The sequence below is a fragment of the Methylocystis sp. NC52PC genome (genome assembly GCF_055698645.1).
Genome location: NZ_CP170127.1, coordinates 1,610,275 through 1,626,979, shown reverse-complemented (window position 1 = coordinate 1,626,979; position 16,705 = coordinate 1,610,275). Strand labels below are relative to the sequence as shown.

At 65.0% G+C, this 16,705-nt stretch carries 24 protein-coding genes; 4 read left to right on the top strand and 20 right to left on the bottom strand.

All coding sequences use genetic code 11. From position 1 onward, the window contains the following. Positions 1–14: 14 nt before the first annotated feature. The 19 genes from rpsN to rpsL form a co-directional block, all read right to left on the bottom strand. A complete protein-coding gene (gene rpsN, locus ACETII_RS09800; RefSeq protein ID WP_363351067.1) occupies positions 15–320 on the bottom strand; it encodes a 30S ribosomal protein S14 in 306 nt (101 codons plus the stop codon). Positions 321–367: 47 nt separating this feature from the next. Next, positions 368–1,030: a 50S ribosomal protein L5 gene (gene rplE, locus ACETII_RS09795; protein WP_363351065.1), complete on the bottom strand. Its 663-nt coding sequence runs from the start codon at positions 1,028–1,030 to the stop codon at positions 368–370. Beyond that, entirely contained in the window at positions 1,023–1,340 is a 318-nt protein-coding gene (gene rplX / locus ACETII_RS09790) for a 50S ribosomal protein L24 (RefSeq protein WP_363351063.1), read from the bottom strand. The genes rplE and rplX overlap by 8 nt, the downstream gene beginning before the upstream one ends. Continuing rightward, entirely contained in the window at positions 1,340–1,708 is a 369-nt protein-coding gene (gene rplN / locus ACETII_RS09785; protein ID WP_016917723.1) for a 50S ribosomal protein L14, read from the bottom strand. Before rplN ends, rplX begins: the two co-directional genes overlap by 1 nt. Before the next feature lie 203 nt (positions 1,709–1,911). Then, positions 1,912–2,154: a 30S ribosomal protein S17 gene (gene rpsQ, locus ACETII_RS09780; protein ID WP_363351061.1), complete on the bottom strand. Its 243-nt coding sequence runs from the start codon at positions 2,152–2,154 to the stop codon at positions 1,912–1,914. 14 nt (positions 2,155–2,168) lie between these two features. After that, positions 2,169–2,375, bottom strand: a complete 207-nt coding sequence (gene rpmC, locus ACETII_RS09775) for a 50S ribosomal protein L29 (RefSeq protein WP_363351059.1) — start codon at positions 2,373–2,375, stop codon at positions 2,169–2,171. A gap of 13 nt (positions 2,376–2,388) precedes the next feature. Next, positions 2,389–2,802 carry a 50S ribosomal protein L16 gene (gene rplP, locus ACETII_RS09770; protein ID WP_036285015.1) on the bottom strand — a complete coding sequence of 138 codons (414 nt, stop codon included), beginning with the start codon at positions 2,800–2,802 and terminating at the stop codon, positions 2,389–2,391. 34 nt (positions 2,803–2,836) lie between these two features. Then, entirely contained in the window at positions 2,837–3,604 is a 768-nt protein-coding gene (gene rpsC / locus ACETII_RS09765; RefSeq protein WP_472787896.1) for a 30S ribosomal protein S3, read from the bottom strand. A 13-nt stretch (positions 3,605–3,617) separates the two neighbouring features. After that, on the bottom strand, positions 3,618–4,004 hold the full coding sequence (gene rplV, locus ACETII_RS09760) for a 50S ribosomal protein L22 (RefSeq protein WP_363351055.1): 387 nt from the start codon (positions 4,002–4,004) through the stop codon (positions 3,618–3,620). Positions 4,005–4,010: 6 nt separating this feature from the next. Beyond that, on the bottom strand, positions 4,011–4,289 hold the full coding sequence (rpsS, locus tag ACETII_RS09755; RefSeq protein ID WP_332081193.1) for a 30S ribosomal protein S19: 279 nt from the start codon (positions 4,287–4,289) through the stop codon (positions 4,011–4,013). Positions 4,290–4,292: 3 nt separating this feature from the next. Beyond that, the gene (rplB, locus tag ACETII_RS09750; protein ID WP_472787895.1) at positions 4,293–5,132 is read right to left on the bottom strand and encodes a 50S ribosomal protein L2; all 840 of its coding nucleotides are present in this window, start codon (positions 5,130–5,132) and stop codon (positions 4,293–4,295) included. A gap of 23 nt (positions 5,133–5,155) precedes the next feature. Then, the gene (locus tag ACETII_RS09745; RefSeq protein ID WP_363351051.1) at positions 5,156–5,452 is read right to left on the bottom strand and encodes a 50S ribosomal protein L23; all 297 of its coding nucleotides are present in this window, start codon (positions 5,450–5,452) and stop codon (positions 5,156–5,158) included. Continuing rightward, positions 5,449–6,069 carry a 50S ribosomal protein L4 gene (gene rplD / locus ACETII_RS09740; protein ID WP_472787894.1) on the bottom strand — a complete coding sequence of 207 codons (621 nt, stop codon included), beginning with the start codon at positions 6,067–6,069 and terminating at the stop codon, positions 5,449–5,451. The genes ACETII_RS09745 and rplD overlap by 4 nt, the downstream gene beginning before the upstream one ends. A gap of 3 nt (positions 6,070–6,072) precedes the next feature. After that, entirely contained in the window at positions 6,073–6,801 is a 729-nt protein-coding gene (rplC, locus tag ACETII_RS09735) for a 50S ribosomal protein L3 (RefSeq protein ID WP_363351282.1), read from the bottom strand. A 52-nt stretch (positions 6,802–6,853) separates the two neighbouring features. After that, positions 6,854–7,162, bottom strand: a complete 309-nt coding sequence (rpsJ, locus tag ACETII_RS09730; RefSeq protein WP_003613511.1) for a 30S ribosomal protein S10 — start codon at positions 7,160–7,162, stop codon at positions 6,854–6,856. Between the two features lie 121 nt (positions 7,163–7,283). Beyond that, the gene (gene tuf, locus ACETII_RS09725; protein ID WP_363348256.1) at positions 7,284–8,474 is read right to left on the bottom strand and encodes an elongation factor Tu; all 1,191 of its coding nucleotides are present in this window, start codon (positions 8,472–8,474) and stop codon (positions 7,284–7,286) included. 46 nt (positions 8,475–8,520) lie between these two features. Beyond that, positions 8,521–10,596, bottom strand: coding sequence for an elongation factor G (fusA, locus tag ACETII_RS09720; protein WP_363351046.1), 2,076 nt, complete (start codon positions 10,594–10,596; stop codon positions 8,521–8,523). A gap of 33 nt (positions 10,597–10,629) precedes the next feature. Next, positions 10,630–11,100 (bottom strand): 30S ribosomal protein S7, encoded by a 471-nt coding sequence (gene rpsG / locus ACETII_RS09715; RefSeq protein WP_363351044.1) that lies wholly within the window; start codon positions 11,098–11,100, stop codon positions 10,630–10,632. Between the two features lie 119 nt (positions 11,101–11,219). Then, a complete protein-coding gene (rpsL, locus tag ACETII_RS09710) occupies positions 11,220–11,591 on the bottom strand; it encodes a 30S ribosomal protein S12 (RefSeq protein ID WP_026015930.1) in 372 nt (123 codons plus the stop codon). A gap of 612 nt (positions 11,592–12,203) precedes the next feature. Here rpsL and ACETII_RS09705 point away from each other — a divergent pair. Then, complete coding sequence (locus ACETII_RS09705; RefSeq protein WP_363351042.1) at positions 12,204–12,443, top strand: YdcH family protein; 240 nt, start codon at positions 12,204–12,206, stop codon at positions 12,441–12,443. 64 nt (positions 12,444–12,507) lie between these two features. On the opposite strand, the gene ACETII_RS09700 is transcribed toward ACETII_RS09705, so the two are convergent. Further along, positions 12,508–13,254 carry a HugZ family pyridoxamine 5'-phosphate oxidase gene (locus tag ACETII_RS09700; RefSeq protein WP_472787893.1) on the bottom strand — a complete coding sequence of 249 codons (747 nt, stop codon included), beginning with the start codon at positions 13,252–13,254 and terminating at the stop codon, positions 12,508–12,510. Positions 13,255–13,566: 312 nt separating this feature from the next. On the opposite strand from ACETII_RS09700, the gene ACETII_RS09695 reads away from it, so the two are divergent. The 3 genes from ACETII_RS09695 to ACETII_RS09685 are packed head-to-tail and all read left to right on the top strand — an operon-like array spanning position 13,567 to position 16,649. Continuing rightward, positions 13,567–14,265, top strand: coding sequence for a response regulator transcription factor (locus tag ACETII_RS09695; protein WP_363351038.1), 699 nt, complete (start codon positions 13,567–13,569; stop codon positions 14,263–14,265). A 12-nt stretch (positions 14,266–14,277) separates the two neighbouring features. Then, the gene (locus tag ACETII_RS09690) at positions 14,278–16,173 is read left to right on the top strand and encodes a stimulus-sensing domain-containing protein (protein WP_472787892.1); all 1,896 of its coding nucleotides are present in this window, start codon (positions 14,278–14,280) and stop codon (positions 16,171–16,173) included. Beyond that, on the top strand, positions 16,170–16,649 hold the full coding sequence (locus ACETII_RS09685; protein ID WP_472787891.1) for an HPr kinase/phosphorylase: 480 nt from the start codon (positions 16,170–16,172) through the stop codon (positions 16,647–16,649). The genes ACETII_RS09690 and ACETII_RS09685 overlap by 4 nt, the downstream gene beginning before the upstream one ends. The last annotated feature ends 56 nt before the right edge of the window (positions 16,650–16,705 follow it).

Here is a 16,705-nt window from a genome sequence, read left to right as displayed (position 1 = left end):
CTCTCAGGGTCTCCTTACCAGCTCGACTTCACCAGGCCCGGGATCAGGCCGCGGGACCCGAGCTCGCGCAGCGCGATGCGCGACATCTTCAGCTTGCGATAAAAGGCGCGCGGACGGCCGGAAACCTCGCAGCGGTTGCGAATCCGGATCGCCGCCGAGTTGCGCGGCAGCTGCGCCAGTTTGAGGCGCGCCTCGAACTGCTCCTCGATGCTCAAGGAGTCGTCGTTGGCCCTCGCCTTCAGCCGCTCGCGGCGGCCGGCGTAGGACTTCACGAGCCTCGCCTTCTTCTTGTTGTTCTCGATCGCGCTTTTCTTCGCCATGAGTGGTCTTGCCTTTCGGTATCCGCGTTTGAGGGCTTAGAGAGCCCTCACTGCCGGAACGGGAAATTGAACGCCTTGAGCAGGGCGCGCGCTTCTTCGTCGGTCTTGGCCGTCGTGCAGACGATCACGTCCATGCCCACAATCGACTCGGTCTTGTCGTAGTCGATTTCCGGGAACACGATGTGCTCCTTGATGCCGAGCGCGTAATTGCCGCGGCCGTCGAAGGACTTCGGATTGAGGCCGCGGAAGTCGCGCACGCGCGGCAGCGCCACGGTGATCAGACGGTCGAGGAATTCGTACATGCGGGTCTTGCGAAGGGTCACCTTCGCGCCGATCGGCATGTTCTCGCGCACCTTGAAGGTCGAAATGGCCTTGCGGGCGCGGGTGACGACCGCCCTCTGGCCGGCGATCAATCCGAGCTCGCTCGCCGCCGAGGTCACCTTCTTGGTGTCGTTGACCGCTTCGCCGACGCCCATGTTGAGAACGATCTTCTCGATCGTCGGCACTTCGAGCGGGTTCTTGTAGCCGAACTGCTGGATGAGCTGCTCGCGCACGACCTCGTCGTAATGCTTCTTCATGCGCGGCGTATAGCCCGCGACGCTCGCCTTGGCGACGGCGGCGGTTTCAGCCTTCGCCGGCTTCTCCTTGGCGGCGGCCTTCGGAGCCTTGGCGGCGGACTTTTCCGCCTTGGGCTTCTTTTCCTCAGCCATCGATCAATTCTCCGGAACGCTTGGCGACGCGGACCTTGCGGCCGTCGTCGAGAATCTTGAAGCCGACGCGCGTCGCCTTGCCGTCCTTGGGATCGGCGATCGCGAGATTGGACAAATCGATCGGCGCCGCCTTGTTGACGATGCCCGCTTCGCGGTCCTTCGTCTGACGCTGATGGCGCTTCACCATATTGACGCCGTCGACGAGCGCGCGGCCCTCGTCGGGGATCACGCGCAGCACCTCGCCCGACTTGCCCTTGTCGCGGCCGGCGAGAACGACGACCTTGTCGCCCTTCTTGATCTTGGCGGCCATTACAGCACCTCCGGCGCGAGCGAAATGATCTTCATGTGGTTCTTGGCGCGCAATTCGCGCGGCACCGGCCCGAAGATGCGCGTGCCGATCGGCTCCTGCTGATTGTTGATCAGCACCGCGGCGTTCGAATCGAAGCGGATCACCGAACCGTCCGAACGCTTGATGTCCTTCGAGGTGCGCACGACGACGGCCTTGAGCACGTCGCCCTTCTTCACGCGGCCGCGCGGAATCGCCTCTTTGATCGAGACGACGATAATGTCGCCCACGCCGGCGTATTTCCGCTTCGAGCCGCCCAGCACCTTGATGCACATCACACGGCGGGCGCCGGAATTGTCGGCGACGTCGAGATTTGTTTGCATCTGAATCATGGCTTACCCGCCTTTCACTCCGGTCTGGTTTCGGCCCCGCCCGATCGCGGCGGCCGACTTCGTCCGGAAAACCTGATGTTCAATTTCAGCGCGCTTCCCCAGCGCATGAGACATGCGTTGGGGAAGCGCGCCAGATTTTCAAGGGCTCGAGCGGTCTCTATAAAGGGCTACGACCCTTTTCTCAACCGGCTCGAGCGGCGTATTTACGCGTTCGCGCCGTTTTCGACAACCCGCCAGCGCTTCAATTTCGAAATCGGCGCCGTCTCTTCGATCGTCACGGCGTCGCCGACCTTGAACGCGCCGCTCTCATCGTGCGCGTGATAATGTTTCGTGCGGCGCACCGTCTTCTGGAACAGCGGGTGGGTGAAACGGCGCTCGACCTTCACGACCACGGTCTTGTTCTGCTTGTCGCTGACGACGACGCCCTGGAGAATTCGCTTCGGCATGGCGCTCTCTTACCTTACTTTCCGGCGCTTTTCTGCGCGGCGATGGTCTTGGCCCGGGCGATATCGCGGCGGATGACGCGCACGCGGGCGGTGTTCTCGAGCTGGCCGGTCGCCCGCTGGAAGCGCAGGTTGAACTGCTCCTTCTTGAGCTTCAGCACTTCGTCGTTGAGCTGGTCCTCGGTCATCGCCTTGATGTCCGAGAGGCGCTGCTTGGATTTCATGTCGTCCTCCCCCTTACTCGGCGATGCGTTCGATGAAACGGGTCTTGATCGGCAGCTTGGCGGCGGCGAGCGTCAGCGCCTCGCGGGCGAGCGGCGCGGGAACGCCGTCGACCTCGAACATGATGCGGCCGGGCGCCACGCGCACCGCCCACAATTCCGGCGCGCCCTTGCCCTTACCCATGCGGACTTCGGTCGGCTTCTTGGAAACCGGCACATCCGGGAAGATGCGGATCCACACGCGGCCGGCGCGCTTCATGTGGCGCGTCATGGCGCGGCGGGCCGCCTCGATCTGACGCGCGGTGATGCGCTCGGGCTCGAGCGCCTTCAGGCCGAACTGACCAAAGTTCAGCGAGAAGCCGCCCTTCGCGGCGCCGTGGATGCGGCCCTTGAAGGCCTTGCGGAACTTGGTGCGCTTTGGTGACAGCATGAGTGGTGCTCTTTAATCTTGTGCGTGTTGCGCCTCAGGCGGCGTCGCCGCGGGGTTCGCGCGGCTCGCGACGGCGGCGGTCGCGGTCGCCGCGCTCGCGGTCACGCTCGCCGTGGTGATCGCCGCCGGCGGAAGCCGCCTCGGCCGCACGGCGCTCCTGCGCCATCGGATCGTGCTCGAGAATCTCGCCCTTGAAGATCCAGACCTTGATGCCGCAGGCGCCATAGGCGGTGTGGGCGGTCGCGGTGCCGTAGTCCACGTCGGCGCGCAGCGTATGCAGCGGCACGCGGCCCTCGCGGTACCATTCGAGACGGGCGATTTCGGCGCCGCCGAGACGGCCGGAGCAGTTGATGCGGATGCCCTGGGCGCCGAGACGGATGGCCGACTGAACCGCGCGCTTCATGGCGCGACGGAAGGCGACGCGGCGCTCGAGCTGCTGCGCGATCGATTCGGCGACCAGCGCCGCCTCGGTCTCGGGCTTGCGCACCTCGACGATGTTGATGACGACTTCCGAGCCCGTGAGCTTGGCGACGGTTTTGCGGATCTTGTCGATGTCCGCGCCCTTCTTGCCGATCACCACGCCCGGACGGGCGGAGTGGATCGTGACGCGGCACTTCTTGTGCGGGCGCTCGATGACGATCTTGGAGACCGCCGCCTGCTTCAGCGTCTTCGACACCGCCTCGCGGATCGCCATGTCCTCGTGCAGGAGCTTGGCGTATTCGCCCTTGCCCGCGAACCAGCGCGAGTCCCAGGTGCGGTTGACGCCGAGGCGCAGCCCGATCGGATTAACCTTCTGACCCATGGTTCGTAATCCTTTAGGCGTTCGCTTGCGCTTCGACTTCGCGCACGATGATCGTGAGGTTCGAGAACGGCTTCTCGATCCGGCTGGCGCGACCGCGGGCGCGGGCGTGGAAGCGCTTCATGACCAGCGCCTTGCCGACGAAGGCCTGGGCGACGATCAGGTCGTCTACGTCGAGGCCATGATTGTTCTCGGCGTTGGCTATGGCGCTCTCCAGCGTCTTCTTGACCTCGTGCGCGATGCGCTTTCTGGAAAACTCGAGATCGGCGAGCGCGCGATCGACCTTCTTGCCGCGGATGAGCTGGGCGAGAAGATTGAGCTTCTGCGGCGACACGCGGATCATGCGGGCGACGGCGCGCGCCTCATTGTCCGCGTTCCGGGGCGGGTTGGCCTGCTTGGACATTTGCGCTTAGCCCCTCTTCGCCTTCTTGTCCGCCGCATGACCGTGGAAGGTGCGCGTCGGAGCAAATTCGCCGAACTTGTGCCCGATCATGTCTTCCGACACGGACACGGGAATATGTTTCTGGCCGTTGTGGACGCCGAAGGTCAATCCGACGAACTGCGGCAGAATGGTGGAGCGGCGGCTCCAGATCTTGATGACTTCGGAGCGGCCCGACGCGCGCGATGTCTCCGCCTTCTTCAGCAGATAGCCGTCGACGAACGGGCCTTTCCAGATCGAGCGAGCCATGGATCAGCCCTTCTTCTTGCGGTTGTGCCGCGAGGACACGATGAAACGGTCGGTGGACTTGTTGCTGCGGGTCTTCTTGCCCTTGGTCGGCTTGCCCCACGGGGTCACCGGATGGCGGCCGCCCGAGGTGCGGCCCTCGCCGCCGCCGTGCGGATGGTCGATCGGGTTCATGGTGACGCCGCGGTTATGCGGGCGACGGCCGAGCCAGCGCGAGCGACCGGCCTTGCCGATCGAGGTGTTCATGTGGTCCGGGTTCGACACCGCGCCGATGGTGGCGAAGCATTGGCCGTGAACCAGGCGCTGCTCGCCGGAGTTCAGGCGGATGATGACATAGCCCTGATCGCGGCCGACGATCTGCGCATAGGCGCCGGCCGAACGCGCGATCGCGCCGCCCTTGCCGATCTTCATCTCCACATTGTGGACGATGGTGCCGACGGGGATATTGGCGATCGGCATGGCGTTGCCGGGCTTCACGTCGACCTGCTGGCCCGAGACCACCTCGTCGCCGACCGCGAGACGCTGCGGCGCGAGGATGTAGGCCAGCGTGTCGTCCGCATAGCGGATCAGCGCGATGAAGGCCGTGCGGTTCGGGTCATATTCCAGCCGCTCCACCTTGCCGACGACGTCGAGCTTGCGCCGCTTGAAGTCGACGAGGCGATAGGCCTGCTTGTGGCCGCCGCCGCGGAAACGGACCGTCACGCGGCCCATATTGTTGCGGCCGCCCTTGGAGGTCTTCCCCTCGGTCAGGGATTTGACCGGCTTGCCCTTGTAAAGGTCGCTGCGGTCGACGATGACGAGCTGGCGAAGGCTCGGCGTGACCGGCTTGAATGTCTTCAGCGCCATTGTTCTGTCCTCACGCCTTCTCTTTACAGTCCGGTCGTCACGTCGATCTTGTGGCCCTCGGCGAGCGTGACGACGGCTTTCTTTACGTCGCTCTGCTGGCCGCGGACGCCGCGGAACGCCTTCACCTTGCCCTTACGGACCAGGGTGTTCACGGACTCGACCTTCACGTCGAAAAGACCCTCGACCGCCGCCTTGATCTGCGGCTTGGTCGCGGTCTTGGCGACCTTGAAGACCACCTTGTTGTTCTCAGAGGCGAGCGTCGCTTTCTCGGTGACGACCGGGGCGACGATCACGTCGTAATGGCGCACGTCCTTGCTCATTTCAGGCGCGCCTCCAGCGCGTCCACCGCGGCGCGGGTCAAGACCAGCTTCTCGCGACGAATGATGTCGTAAACATTGACGCCCTCGACCGGCAATACGTCGATCTGCGGGATGTTGCGGGCGGCGAGCGCGAAATTGTCCTGCGGCGCGCCGCCGACAATGATGATCGCGTTCGACAGGCCGGACTTGGCGAAGCCTCCGGCGAGAATCTTCGTCTTCGGCTCGGCGAGCTCCGCCTTTTCCCAGACGATGATGCCGCCGTCCTTGGCCTTCGCCGAAAGCGCGTGCTTCAGCGCGAGCTGACGCACCTTCTTCGGCAGGTCGTGCTCATGGCTGCGCACCTGCGGACCGAAGGCGCGGCCGCCGCCGCGGAACTGCGGGACGCGGGCGGAGCCGTGACGGGCGCCGCCGGTGCCCTTCTGCTTATACATCTTCTTGCCGGTGCGGGCGATGTCCGCACGGTTCTTGACCGCATGGGTGCCGGCGCGGCGCTTGGCGAGCTGCCAGCGGATCATCCGGTGGATGAGGTCCGCACGCGGCTCGAGGCCGAAGATGTCATCGGAAAGTTCGATCGAACCGGCCGCCTGGCCGTCGAACGACGTGACGTCGATCTTCACGGCTCAGTCCTCCTTCTTTTCTTCTTGAGCGGGGGCCGCTTCGGCCTGGCCGGCCTCGGCGAGGCGGAACTTGCCCGGCTGCGGCGCGTCCTTGGGGAGCGCGCGCTTGACGGCGTCGCGCACATAGATCCAGCCGCCGGCGGTGCCCGGAACGGCGCCTTCGACGAGCAGCAGGCCGCGCTCGACGTCGGTCTGCACCACGCGCAGATTCTGCGTGGTCACGCGCTCCACGCCCATGTGGCCGGCCATTTTCTTATTCTTGAAGGTCTTGCCGGGGTCCTGACGGCCGCCGGTCGAACCATGCGAACGATGCGAGATCGACACGCCGTGCGACGCGCGCAGGCCGCCGAATCCCCAGCGCTTCATCGGACCGGCGAAGCCCTTGCCGGTCGAGGTGCCGGTGACGTCGACGAACTGGCCGACGACGAAGTGATCGGCGGTGATCTCGGCGCCAACCGGCAGCAGCTCGTCCTCGTTCACGCGGAACTCGGTGAGTCTCAGCTTGGGTTCGACCTTCGCCGCGGCGAAGCGCGTGCGCTCGGCCTTGGAGACATTCTTCACTTTGGCGCGGCCGATACCGAGCTGAACGGCGGTGTAGCCGTTCTTCTCCTTGGTGCGCTGAGCGACGACTTGGCAGCCGTCCAGCTTCAGCACCGTGACCGGCACATGCTCGCCCGCCTCTGTGAAGACGCGGGTCATTCCGACCTTTTGCGCGATGACGCCCGACCGCATGTTCATTATTCCTTCGCGAGGCGGCTGCCTGGGGGGCCGCCCAAATCCGTTCTTAGAGCTTGATCTCGACGTCGACGCCCGCGGCGAGATCGAGCTTCATCAGCGCGTCCACCGTCTGCGGGGTGGGATCGACGATGTCGAGAACGCGCTTATGGGTTCTGATCTCGAACTGCTCGCGCGACTTCTTGTCGATATGAGGCGAGCGGTTCACCGTGAACTTCTCAATCTTGGTCGGCAGCGGGATCGGGCCACGGACCTGGGCGCCGGTGCGCTTCGCCGTGGAGACGATCTCCTTCGTCGACGTGTCGAGAATCCGGTGATCGAACGCCTTCAAGCGAATCCGGATATTTTGACCGTTCATTGTCTCGTCCTTTGGGACCGCGAGCCTGCTTCAGCCCGCCTTCATGCGCCGCGCGCAGTGAGAAGCGCGCGGCCTTGTTCACAAGAGCGAGCCGAAACGACCCGCGGTCCAGATTCGCTTCTTACTCGATGATGCTGGCGACGACGCCCGCGCCGACCGTGCGGCCGCCTTCGCGGATGGCGAAGCGCAGCTTCTCCTCCATGGCGATCGGCACGATCAGGCTCACTTCCATCGTGACGTTGTCGCCCGGCATCACCATCTCAACGCCCTCGGGGAGCGTCACGATGCCGGTCACGTCCGTCGTGCGGAAGTAGAACTGCGGACGATAGTTGGTGAAGAACGGCGTGTGGCGGCCGCCCTCTTCCTTCGTCAGAATATAGGCCTCGGCCTTGAACTTGGTGTGCGGCTTCACCGAACCCGGCTTGCACAGCACCTGGCCGCGCTCCACGTCCTCGCGCTTCGTGCCGCGCAGCAGGCAGCCGACGTTGTCGCCCGCCTCGCCCTGATCGAGCAGCTTGCGGAACATCTCGACGCCCGTCACCGTCGTCTTCGTCGTCGGACGAATGCCGACGATCTCGACTTCCTCGCCGACCTTGACCACGCCGCGCTCGATGCGGCCCGTCACCACCGTGCCGCGGCCCGAAATCGAGAACACGTCTTCAACCGGCATCAGGAACGGCTGATCCTTCGGACGCTCCGGCTGCGGAATATAGCGGTCGACTTCCTGCATCAGCTTCAGGATCGCGTCATGGCCGATCTCGGGGGTCTTGCCCTCGAGCGCCGCCAGCGCCGATCCCTTGACGATCGGAATGTCGTCGCCGGGGAACTCGTACTTGGACAGCAGCTCCCGCACTTCGAGCTCGACGAGCTCGAGAAGCTCCGGATCGTCGACCATGTCGACCTTGTTCAGGAACACCACCAGCGCCGGCACGCCGACCTGGCGGGCGAGCAGAATGTGCTCGCGGGTCTGCGGCATCGGGCCGTCGGCGGCGGACACGACGAGGATCGCGCCGTCCATCTGCGCCGCGCCGGTGATCATGTTCTTCACATAGTCGGCGTGGCCGGGGCAGTCGACGTGGGCGTAGTGGCGGTTCTGCGTCTCATATTCGACGTGCGCCGTCGAAATCGTGATGCCGCGCGCCTTCTCTTCCGGAGCCTTGTCGATCTGGTCATAGGCCGTAAACGTCGCGCCGCCCGTCTCCGCCAGAACCTTGGTGATCGCCGCCGTCAAAGACGTCTTGCCATGATCGACGTGGCCGATCGTCCCGATGTTGCAGTGCGGCTTCGTGCGTGAGAATTTTTCCTTGGCCATGGCCGTGCTCCTTCAGAGAGTTCGCTTACCGTTCGCGTTCGCGGGATCAGGCGTATTTCGCCTGCACCTTCTTCGACTCCGCTTCCGGCACCTGTTCATAGTGATCGAATTGCATCGTATAGCTGGCGCGGCCCTGCGTGCCGGAGCGCAGCTGGTTGACGTAGCCGAACATGTTGGCGAGCGGCACCATGGCGTTGATCACCACGGCGTTGGCGCGCATGTCCTGGCCCTGGATCTGGCCGCGACGCGAGTTCAAATCGCCGATGACGAAGCCGGTGTATTCTTCCGGCGTCACCACCTCGACCTTCATGATCGGCTCGAGCAGCACCGAACCGCCCTTGGTGAGCGCCTCGCGGGTCGCCGCGCGGGAGGCGATTTCGAAGGCGAGAACCGAAGAGTCGACGTCGTGGAAGGCGCCATCGATGAGGGTCGCCTTGAGATCGACGACCGGGAAGCCGGCGAGGATGCCCGAGCTCGTCACCGACGCAATGCCCTTGTCGACGCCGGGGATATATTCCTTCGGCACCGCGCCGCCGACGATCTTCGACTCGAACTCATTGCCCTTGCCGGCTTCGTTCGGCTCGTAAATGATCTTGACGCGGGCGAACTGACCGGTGCCGCCGGTCTGCTTCTTGTGCGTGTAGTCGATCTCGACCTTCTTGCCGAGACGCTCGCGATAGGCGACCTGCGGCGCGCCGATGTTGGCGTCGACCTTGTAGGTGCGCTTCAGAATGTCGACCTTGATGTCGAGATGCAGTTCGCCCATGCCCTTGAGGATGGTCTGGCCGCTCTCCTGGTCGGTCGAGACGCGGAAGGACGGATCTTCGGCCGCGAGCTTCTGCAGCGCGATGCCGAGCTTCTCCTGATCGGCCTTCGACTTCGGCTCGATGGCGATCTCGATGACCGGCTCCGGGAACTCCATGCGCTCGAGAATGACGGGCTTCTGCTGGTCGCAGAGCGTGTCGCCCGTGCGGGTCTCCTTGAGGCCGGCGAGCGCGACGATGTCGCCCGCATAGGCTTCCTTAATGTCCTCGCGGTTGTTGGCGTGCATGAGCAGCATGCGGCCGATGCGCTCCTTCTTCTCCTTCGTGGAGTTCAGGACGGTCGTGCCCGATTCGATCTTGCCCGAATAGACGCGCGCGAAGGTGATGGTGCCGACGAAGGGGTCGTCCATGATCTTGAAGGCGAGCATGGAGAAGGGCTCGGCGTCGGAGGGGTTGCGCACCATCTCCTCGCCCGTGTCCATGTTGACGCCCTTGATCGCCTCGCGATCGACCGGCGACGGCAGATAATGAACCACCGCGTCGAGCAGCGGCTGCACGCCCTTGTTCTTGAAGGCCGAGCCGCAGAACACCGGATGGAAGGCGACGGTGCGAACCGCCTTGCGGATGAGCTTGTGAAGCGTCTCCTCGTCCGGCTCCTGGCCGTCGAGATAGGCGGACATGGCGTCGTCGTCGAGTTCGACCGCCGCCTCGATCAGCGCGGTGCGATATTCCTTCGCCTTGTCGAGAAGGTCGGCCGGAATTTCTTCGTCATGGTATTTCGCGCCGAGCCCTTCGTCTTCCCAGACGACCGCCTTCATGCGGACGAGGTCGATGACGCCCTTGAAATTGTTCTCGGCGCCGATCGGGAGCTGCACGCAAACGGGCTTGCCGCCGACGCGCGTCTTGATGTCGTCGACGCAACGGAAAAAGTCGGCGCCGATCTTGTCCATCTTGTTGACGAAGACGATGCGCGGCACGCCATATTTATCGGCCTGGCGCCAAACGGTTTCCGTCTGCGGCTCGACGCCCTGATTGCCGTCGAGAACGCAGACAGCGCCGTCGAGCACGCGCAGCGAACGCTCGACTTCGATCGTGAAATCGACGTGGCCGGGAGTGTCGATGATATTGAGGCGCTTGCCGTTCCAGAAGGTGGTCGTCGCGGCCGAGGTGATCGTGATGCCGCGCTCCTGCTCCTGCTCCATCCAGTCCATCGTCGCGGCGCCCTCATGCACCTCGCCGATTTTGTGGCTCTTGCCGGAGTAATAGAGGATGCGCTCCGTCGTCGTCGTCTTGCCGGCGTCGATATGCGCCATGATGCCGAAGTTGCGGTAGTCCTCGATCGGATGCGAGCGGGCCATAACGAATGTCCTCGTGAGAGCTTTGACGACGCCTTACCAGCGGTAATGCGAGAAGGCGCGGTTGGCTTCCGCCATGCGATGGGTGTCTTCGCGTTTCTTCACCGCGGCGCCGCGGTTGTTGGAGGCGTCGAGCAGTTCGGCCGACAGACGGTCGACCATGGTCTTGTCGTTACGGGCGCGGGCGGCGGTGATGATCCAGCGGATCGCCAGCGCCTGGCGGCGCTCGGTGCGCACTTCGACCGGGACCTGATAGGTGGCGCCGCCGACGCGGCGGGAGCGCACCTCGATCGCCGGCGCGACATTGTCCAGCGCCTGCTTGAAGACCGCCAGCGGATCGCTCTTGGCCTTCGCCTCGACCTGATCGAGGGCGCCGTAAACGATCGCCTCGGCGACCGACTTCTTGCCGTCGTACATGATCGAGTTCATGAACTTCGCGAGCACCACATCGCCAAACTTGGCGTCTTCGATGACTTCGCGCTTCTCGGCCCGGTGACGTCTCGACATGACCTAATCTCTCTTTTTCACCGTCATGGCCGGCTCGTCCCGGCCATCCGCTGATCGTGTTTCGTAAGACCCCGGTTCTCGCTTCGCTCCGCCGGAGACGATCGCCGCTCAGGCGGCGATCACTTCGGACGCTTGGCGCCGTATTTCGAACGGCGCTGCTTGCGGTCCTTGACGCCCTGCGTGTCGAGCACGCCGCGCAGAATGTGGTAGCGAACGCCCGGAAGGTCCTTCACGCGGCCGCCGCGGATCATGACAACCGAGTGCTCCTGAAGGTTGTGCCCTTCGCCCGGAATATAGCCGATCACCTCGAAGCCATTGGTCAGGCGCACCTTGGCGACCTTGCGAAGCGCCGAGTTCGGCTTCTTCGGCGTCGTCGTGTAGACGCGGGTGCACACGCCGCGCTTCTGCGGGCAGGCGCCGAGATGGCGGGCCTTCTCGCGATACGTCTTCGGGTGACGCGGCTTGCGGATCAACTGGCTGATCGTCGGCATCAAAAAGTCCTTCGCTTCGCTCTAATCGCGAATGGCGGATGTTCGGGTTGACCCGCCGGCGCGCCGCTTAAGACGCGCAAACGAGCGAAGCGCCGATGGCCGCAAGGGCCAGGGCGCTCCTGACGCAGAGGACCCCGAGCGTGACCCGGGATCGTGCCTTCCTGTCCGACGCCGCAAGGCGACGGTATGAATACCAATCCGGCTAGGCCGGCTTTGCTTGGCGGTCACAGGCAAGGCGACAGCGTATAAGTTCGAAGGGTCGCGAGCGCGGCGCTCACCGACGGCGTGAACTTACGGCCTGTCGAAAGTGCGCGGAACCTAATCGCGCCTTCGCAACGCGTCAAGCGCAGATTGAACACCGGCGCGAGAAAAATGCCGAAGAAAAATTAGGCGCCCCGCGCGGTCCGCCGCTGCGGCCCGCGGACGGCGGCGCCGCGCGGCCGAGTTCGAGGCGGTTTCGGCCTCGCTTCGAGGGACGAGCGCGGCTGCGCTTGCGCGCTTTGGTCGCAGAGTCCGAGGACTCGGTTCCCTTTGCGAAAACCGGTAAAAGGCTTCAGCGGCGCCAGCGCGCCGACAATGATTCCAGAAACGATAGAGGGAGAAAAATCCATCATGAGCCATGTCGCGCATGAACTGCACGAAGAATTCCCCGAAAAGGCCCAGGCCATCCATGCGCTGAAGGCGAGCAACGCGCATTTCGCGCGCATCGCCGAGGAATATCACACGCTGAACCGCTCGATCCATCGTATGGAGACCAACGTCGAACCCGTCGACGACGCGACCATCGAGGACCTGAAGAAAAAGCGCCTCTCGCTCAAGGACGAGATCGCGGGCTTCCTCACCGAGGCCTAAGGGCGCGCCTGGCCCCTTTCGACGCGCAATCGGCAGGGGCCGCGGCTTTCCAGCAGCAAGTCAATCAGGACGCGGCGGCGAAACGCGCCAGTTCGGCGAGCGCCGCCTCGGGCGTTTTCACAGCCGCGTTGAAGACGAGCCGGGCCGTGGCGTCGGCGCTGGCGAGATCGATCCCCTCGGGGTCGAGGCCGGTCGCCCGCCACTGTCCCGCTTTCCCGCCCGCAAGCTTCGCCCCACATTCCGCGACAACGCGGGCGTGGTCGGCGTTGAGCTTTGCCAAGGTCTCATTTTCGGCGGCCAGGAGCGCCTCGGCCCCGGAGAGGTCGGTCAGCAGATAGCTCGGCCCGAAATCCGCCGCGCGGGCGAATCCGCCATTGAGATGCACCGCCTCGATCTCCGCCCGCCAGAAGGAAAAGTCAGGAAAGTCGGCGTAAAGCTGCGCCTTGGGATTGCGGCGCAGGAAGCGGGCGCGGGCGTCCGGGTTCTCTGTGCGGGCGGCCGTCGCGACGAGGGTCAGGCGCGGATGGGTCATGGGGTCGCCCTTGCCGCCCTGGGCGAGCAGCAGCGACAACCGATTGTCGCGCTCGAGATGGCGCGTATGCTGGGCGAGCCGCGACAGCAGCAGGATCGGCGCGCCGTCGTGATCCGTGGCGATCGCGGTCAATGTGGCGAAAGGCGCGCCGCTCGCCGTCAAAGTCGCCAGGGTCGCCGTGCGGATCGACCGCAAAAGTCGCTTGGATTCCGCCAAAGGATCGAAGTCCGGATCCTGCCGGGGGTCGCGCAGGGGCGGCCCGTCATTGGCTATCGTCATGATTTTGCCTGCATTCCTGTCTCAAAGCGGCATCGGGGTCGCAATAGCGGCCGAATGTGTATATAAGAGAGGCATGAGGCTGTCGCAGGCAGGCATGCCTCTTTGATGCGCATCAGGCGTTCTTGGCCGCTTGAAGGGCCACATTTCAGCCGCGATGGGCCGGGACTTTACGGGCGACGGAGGCCCGAAAGTCGTCGGGCGACATAACAGGCCTCGCGCCCGGATCGGGGCTTCTTCCGGGCGCTTCGAGGGCAAAAATGTTCCGCGGGTCGCCAGCCGCGCCTATCGCCGCCAACAAAGCAAAGGGTGATCATGCCGACCATCGCTCTCGTCGACGACGATCGCAACATTTTGACCTCGGTCTCCATCGCGCTCGAGGGCGAAGGCTACCGCGTGCAGACCTACACCGACGGCGCTCAGGCGCTCGACGGATTGCGCGCCAATCCGCCGGATCTCGCGATCTTCGACATCAAGATGCCGCGCATGGACGGGATGGAGCTTCTGCGCCGTCTGCGGCAAAAATCCGATATTCCGGTGATTTTCCTCACCTCCAAGGACGAGGAAATCGACGAATTGTTCGGCCTCAAGATGGGCGCGGACGACTTCATCCATAAGCCCTTCTCCCAGCGCCTGCTGGTGGAGCGCGTCAAGGCGATCCTCCGCCGCGCCAACCCCAAGGAGGCGGCCGCCCAGAAGGAGACGGAAGCCAAGGTCCTGGAGCGCGGCGCGCTGGTGATGGACCCCGAACGCCACACCTGCACCTGGCGGGGCGACCCGGTCGTGCTGACCGTGACCGAATTCCTGATCCTCCAGTCGCTCGCCCAGCGTCCCGGCGTGGTGAAGAGCCGCAACGCCCTCATGGACGCCGCTTATGACGACCAGGTCTATGTCGACGACCGCACCATCGACAGCCACATCAAGCGGCTGCGCAAGAAGTTCAAGGTCGTCGACTCGGATTTCGAGATGATCGAGACGCTTTACGGCGTCGGCTACCGCTTCAAGGAAACGTAACGGCCTTTGCCCATGGGCGCATCCGAGAGCGGCGAATTGCTGGCGGAGGACGCGGCGGAGGCTCCCGTCGCCGACGCGGCGGCGGCGCGCGTCGTCGACGCCCCCGTCCGGCCGTCGTCGCGGCGGACGCGGCCGCTCGGCGTACGCCTGCGCCGGCTGTTGCATACCGCGCAGTCGCATCTCTCGTCGTCGCTGACGCGCCGCATCGTCGTCCTCAATCTCGGCGGCCTCGTCGCCTTGCTCGGCGGCTTTCTCTATCTCAACCAGTTTCGCGAAGGCCTGATCGACGCGCGGGTGCAGAGCCTGCAGACTCAGGGCGAGATCATTGCAGCCGCCGTGGCGGCCTCCGCGACCGTGGACACCGACGCCATCACCATCGACCCCGAAAAGCTCCTGAAGCTTGCGCCGGGTGAAAGCGCCAGCGCCGGAGAGGACCAGCTGGCGCTCGAATTTTCGTTGAACCCCGAGCGCGTTGGACCGCTTCTGCGCCGGCTCGTCTCGCCGACGCGGCTGCGCGCGCGCATCTATGACCGCGACGGCTATCTGCTGCTCGACTCGCGCTCGGTCTCGGGGCGCACGAATATTCTGCGCTTCGACCTGCCGCCGGCGGGCCAGGGCGCGACCATCGACGCCTCGTCCTTTCTGCAGAAGACGCTGGACGCGATGCGCCGATTGACGCGCCGGCCGGAGCTGCCGCTCTACGAAGACATCGGCATGGGCAACGGCAAGACCTATCCAGAGGTCGAGAGCGCGCTCGAGGGCCGGGCGCATTCCGTCGTGCGCGCCAACGCCAAGGGCGAAACCATCATATCCGTCGCCGTGCCCGTGCAGCGGTTTCGCTCCGTGCGCGGGGCGCTGCTGCTCTCCACCATGGGCGGCGACATCGACGCCGTCATCGCCACCGAACGCTGGGGGATCATCCGCATCTTCCTCGTCTCGGCCGGCGTGATGCTGCTGCTGTCGCTCTTCTTCACCAACACCATCACCGAACCCATGCGCCGCCTTGCGGAGGCCGCGGAGCGGGTGCGCCGAGGCGCCAAGTCGCGCCACGAAATTCCGGATTTTTCCGATCGGCCCGACGAGATCGGGCATCTTTCGGCGGCGTTGCGCGACATGACGACGGCGCTTTACAACCGCATCGAAGCGATCGAACATTTCGCCGCCGACGTGGCGCATGAACTGAAAAATCCGCTCACCTCCCTGCGCAGCGCCGTCGAGACCCTGCCAATCGCCAAGACGGACTCCGCGCGCGACCGGCTGCTCGCCATCATCAAGCATGACGTCGGCCGGCTGGACCGTCTCATCAGCGACATCTCCGACGCCTCGCGCCTCGACGCCGAACTGGCCCGCGCCGACATGCAGGACGTCGATCTCTCCAAGGCGCTCATCACGGTGGTGGAGATCGCCCGCGCCGTCGAGCGCGGCGACGGCGTGGGCGTCGAGCTGACCATCCGCCATTCTTCCAATGAGGCGCCGCGGTCGCGCTGGCGCGTGCTGGGCAATGACTCACGCCTTGGCCAGGTGTTCAACAATCTCATCGACAACGCCCGCTCCTTCTCCAAACCGGGGGACAAAGTGCGCGTCTCGCTCTGGCCGGAGCGCGCCAAGGGACCGGGCGGCGCCGCCCTTGAAGGCTATGAGATCATCGTCGACGACGACGGGCCGGGCATCCCGGCAGGCGCCTTCGAGCGCATTTTCGAGCGCTTCTACACCGACCGGCCCGAACAGGGCTTCGGCCAGAATTCGGGCCTCGGTCTCGCCATATCCCGGCAGATCATCGAGGCGCACGGCGGCCGCATACGCGCGCTCAATCGCACCCTCGCCCATCCCGACGGCGCCGACGAGCCGGAGCCCGGCGACACGGTTCTGGGGGCGCGGTTCGTCGTCTGGCTCCCGGCGGCGCGATGATGGCGCAAGCGCCAGGCGCCCCTCCCCCCGCCGCCTATCTCCACGCCAATGCGCTGGCGCTCGGCGAAAAGGGGCTGCTGCTGCGCGGCCCCTCGGGCGCTGGCAAGAGCGCCCTCACCCTCGCCCTGATTGCGCGGTTTGAGGCGTCGGGCGCCTTTGCGCGGCTCGTCGGGGACGACCGGGTGCGGGTCGAGTCGCACGGCGGGCGGCTCGTCGCGCGGCCGCATCCGGCCATCGCCGGGCTGATCGAGGTTAGAGGCGTCGGCCCTGTCCGAGTTCCCTTCGAGAAGGCCTGCCGCCTCAGCGCCCTTGTCGACGTCGGCCGTCCCGGCGAGACGCCGGCGCGCTTCCCCGAAGAGGCTGAAAAAAAAGTCGTGCTGCAGGGCGTCGCCCTGCCGCGCCTTTACGTCCAAGGCTGCGACGACGCCGCTCTTGCGCGAATCGTCGTTTTCCTTCAAAGCGTTGACACAAATTGAAGCGTGGTCGCGCTTTTTGCTTGCCAATTTCGCGGCGACGCACAAAATGTCGGCCC

What these genes read in the sequence shown, in the direction of transcription:
- rpsN (WP_363351067.1), bottom strand. Translation starts at nt 320, where the DNA reads ATGGCGAAGAAAAGCGCGATCGAGAACAACAAGAAGAAGGCGAGGCTC.
- rplE (WP_363351065.1), bottom strand. Translation starts at nt 1,030, where the DNA reads ATGGCTGAGGAAAAGAAGCCCAAGGCGGAAAAGTCCGCCGCCAAGGCT.
- rplX (WP_363351063.1), bottom strand. Translation starts at nt 1,340, where the DNA reads ATGGCCGCCAAGATCAAGAAGGGCGACAAGGTCGTCGTTCTCGCCGGC.
- rplN (WP_016917723.1), bottom strand. Translation starts at nt 1,708, where the DNA reads ATGATTCAGATGCAAACAAATCTCGACGTCGCCGACAATTCCGGCGCC.
- rpsQ (WP_363351061.1), bottom strand. Translation starts at nt 2,154, where the DNA reads ATGCCGAAGCGAATTCTCCAGGGCGTCGTCGTCAGCGACAAGCAGAAC.
- rpmC (WP_363351059.1), bottom strand. Translation starts at nt 2,375, where the DNA reads ATGAAATCCAAGCAGCGCCTCTCGGACATCAAGGCGATGACCGAGGAC.
- rplP (WP_036285015.1), bottom strand. Translation starts at nt 2,802, where the DNA reads ATGCTGTCACCAAAGCGCACCAAGTTCCGCAAGGCCTTCAAGGGCCGC.
- rpsC (WP_472787896.1), bottom strand. Translation starts at nt 3,604, where the DNA reads ATGGGTCAGAAGGTTAATCCGATCGGGCTGCGCCTCGGCGTCAACCGC.
- rplV (WP_363351055.1), bottom strand. Translation starts at nt 4,004, where the DNA reads ATGTCCAAGCAGGCCAACCCGCCCCGGAACGCGGACAATGAGGCGCGC.
- rpsS (WP_332081193.1), bottom strand. Translation starts at nt 4,289, where the DNA reads ATGGCTCGCTCGATCTGGAAAGGCCCGTTCGTCGACGGCTATCTGCTG.
- rplB (WP_472787895.1), bottom strand. Translation starts at nt 5,132, where the DNA reads ATGGCGCTGAAGACATTCAAGCCGGTCACGCCGAGCCTTCGCCAGCTC.
- ACETII_RS09745 (WP_363351051.1), bottom strand. Translation starts at nt 5,452, where the DNA reads ATGAGCAAGGACGTGCGCCATTACGACGTGATCGTCGCCCCGGTCGTC.
- rplC (WP_363351282.1), bottom strand. Translation starts at nt 6,801, where the DNA reads ATGCGGTCGGGCGTCATCGCGCAAAAGGTCGGAATGACCCGCGTCTTC.
- rpsJ (WP_003613511.1), bottom strand. Translation starts at nt 7,162, where the DNA reads ATGAACGGTCAAAATATCCGGATTCGCTTGAAGGCGTTCGATCACCGG.
- tuf (WP_363348256.1), bottom strand. Translation starts at nt 8,474, where the DNA reads ATGGCCAAGGAAAAATTCTCACGCACGAAGCCGCACTGCAACATCGGG.
- fusA (WP_363351046.1), bottom strand. Translation starts at nt 10,596, where the DNA reads ATGGCCCGCTCGCATCCGATCGAGGACTACCGCAACTTCGGCATCATG.
- rpsG (WP_363351044.1), bottom strand. Translation starts at nt 11,100, where the DNA reads ATGTCGAGACGTCACCGGGCCGAGAAGCGCGAAGTCATCGAAGACGCC.
- rpsL (WP_026015930.1), bottom strand. Translation starts at nt 11,591, where the DNA reads ATGCCGACGATCAGCCAGTTGATCCGCAAGCCGCGTCACCCGAAGACG.
- ACETII_RS09705 (WP_363351042.1), top strand. Translation starts at nt 12,204, where the DNA reads ATGAGCCATGTCGCGCATGAACTGCACGAAGAATTCCCCGAAAAGGCC.
- ACETII_RS09700 (WP_472787893.1), bottom strand. Translation starts at nt 13,254, where the DNA reads ATGACGATAGCCAATGACGGGCCGCCCCTGCGCGACCCCCGGCAGGAT.
- ACETII_RS09695 (WP_363351038.1), top strand. Translation starts at nt 13,567, where the DNA reads ATGCCGACCATCGCTCTCGTCGACGACGATCGCAACATTTTGACCTCG.
- ACETII_RS09690 (WP_472787892.1), top strand. Translation starts at nt 14,278, where the DNA reads ATGGGCGCATCCGAGAGCGGCGAATTGCTGGCGGAGGACGCGGCGGAG.
- ACETII_RS09685 (WP_472787891.1), top strand. Translation starts at nt 16,170, where the DNA reads ATGATGGCGCAAGCGCCAGGCGCCCCTCCCCCCGCCGCCTATCTCCAC.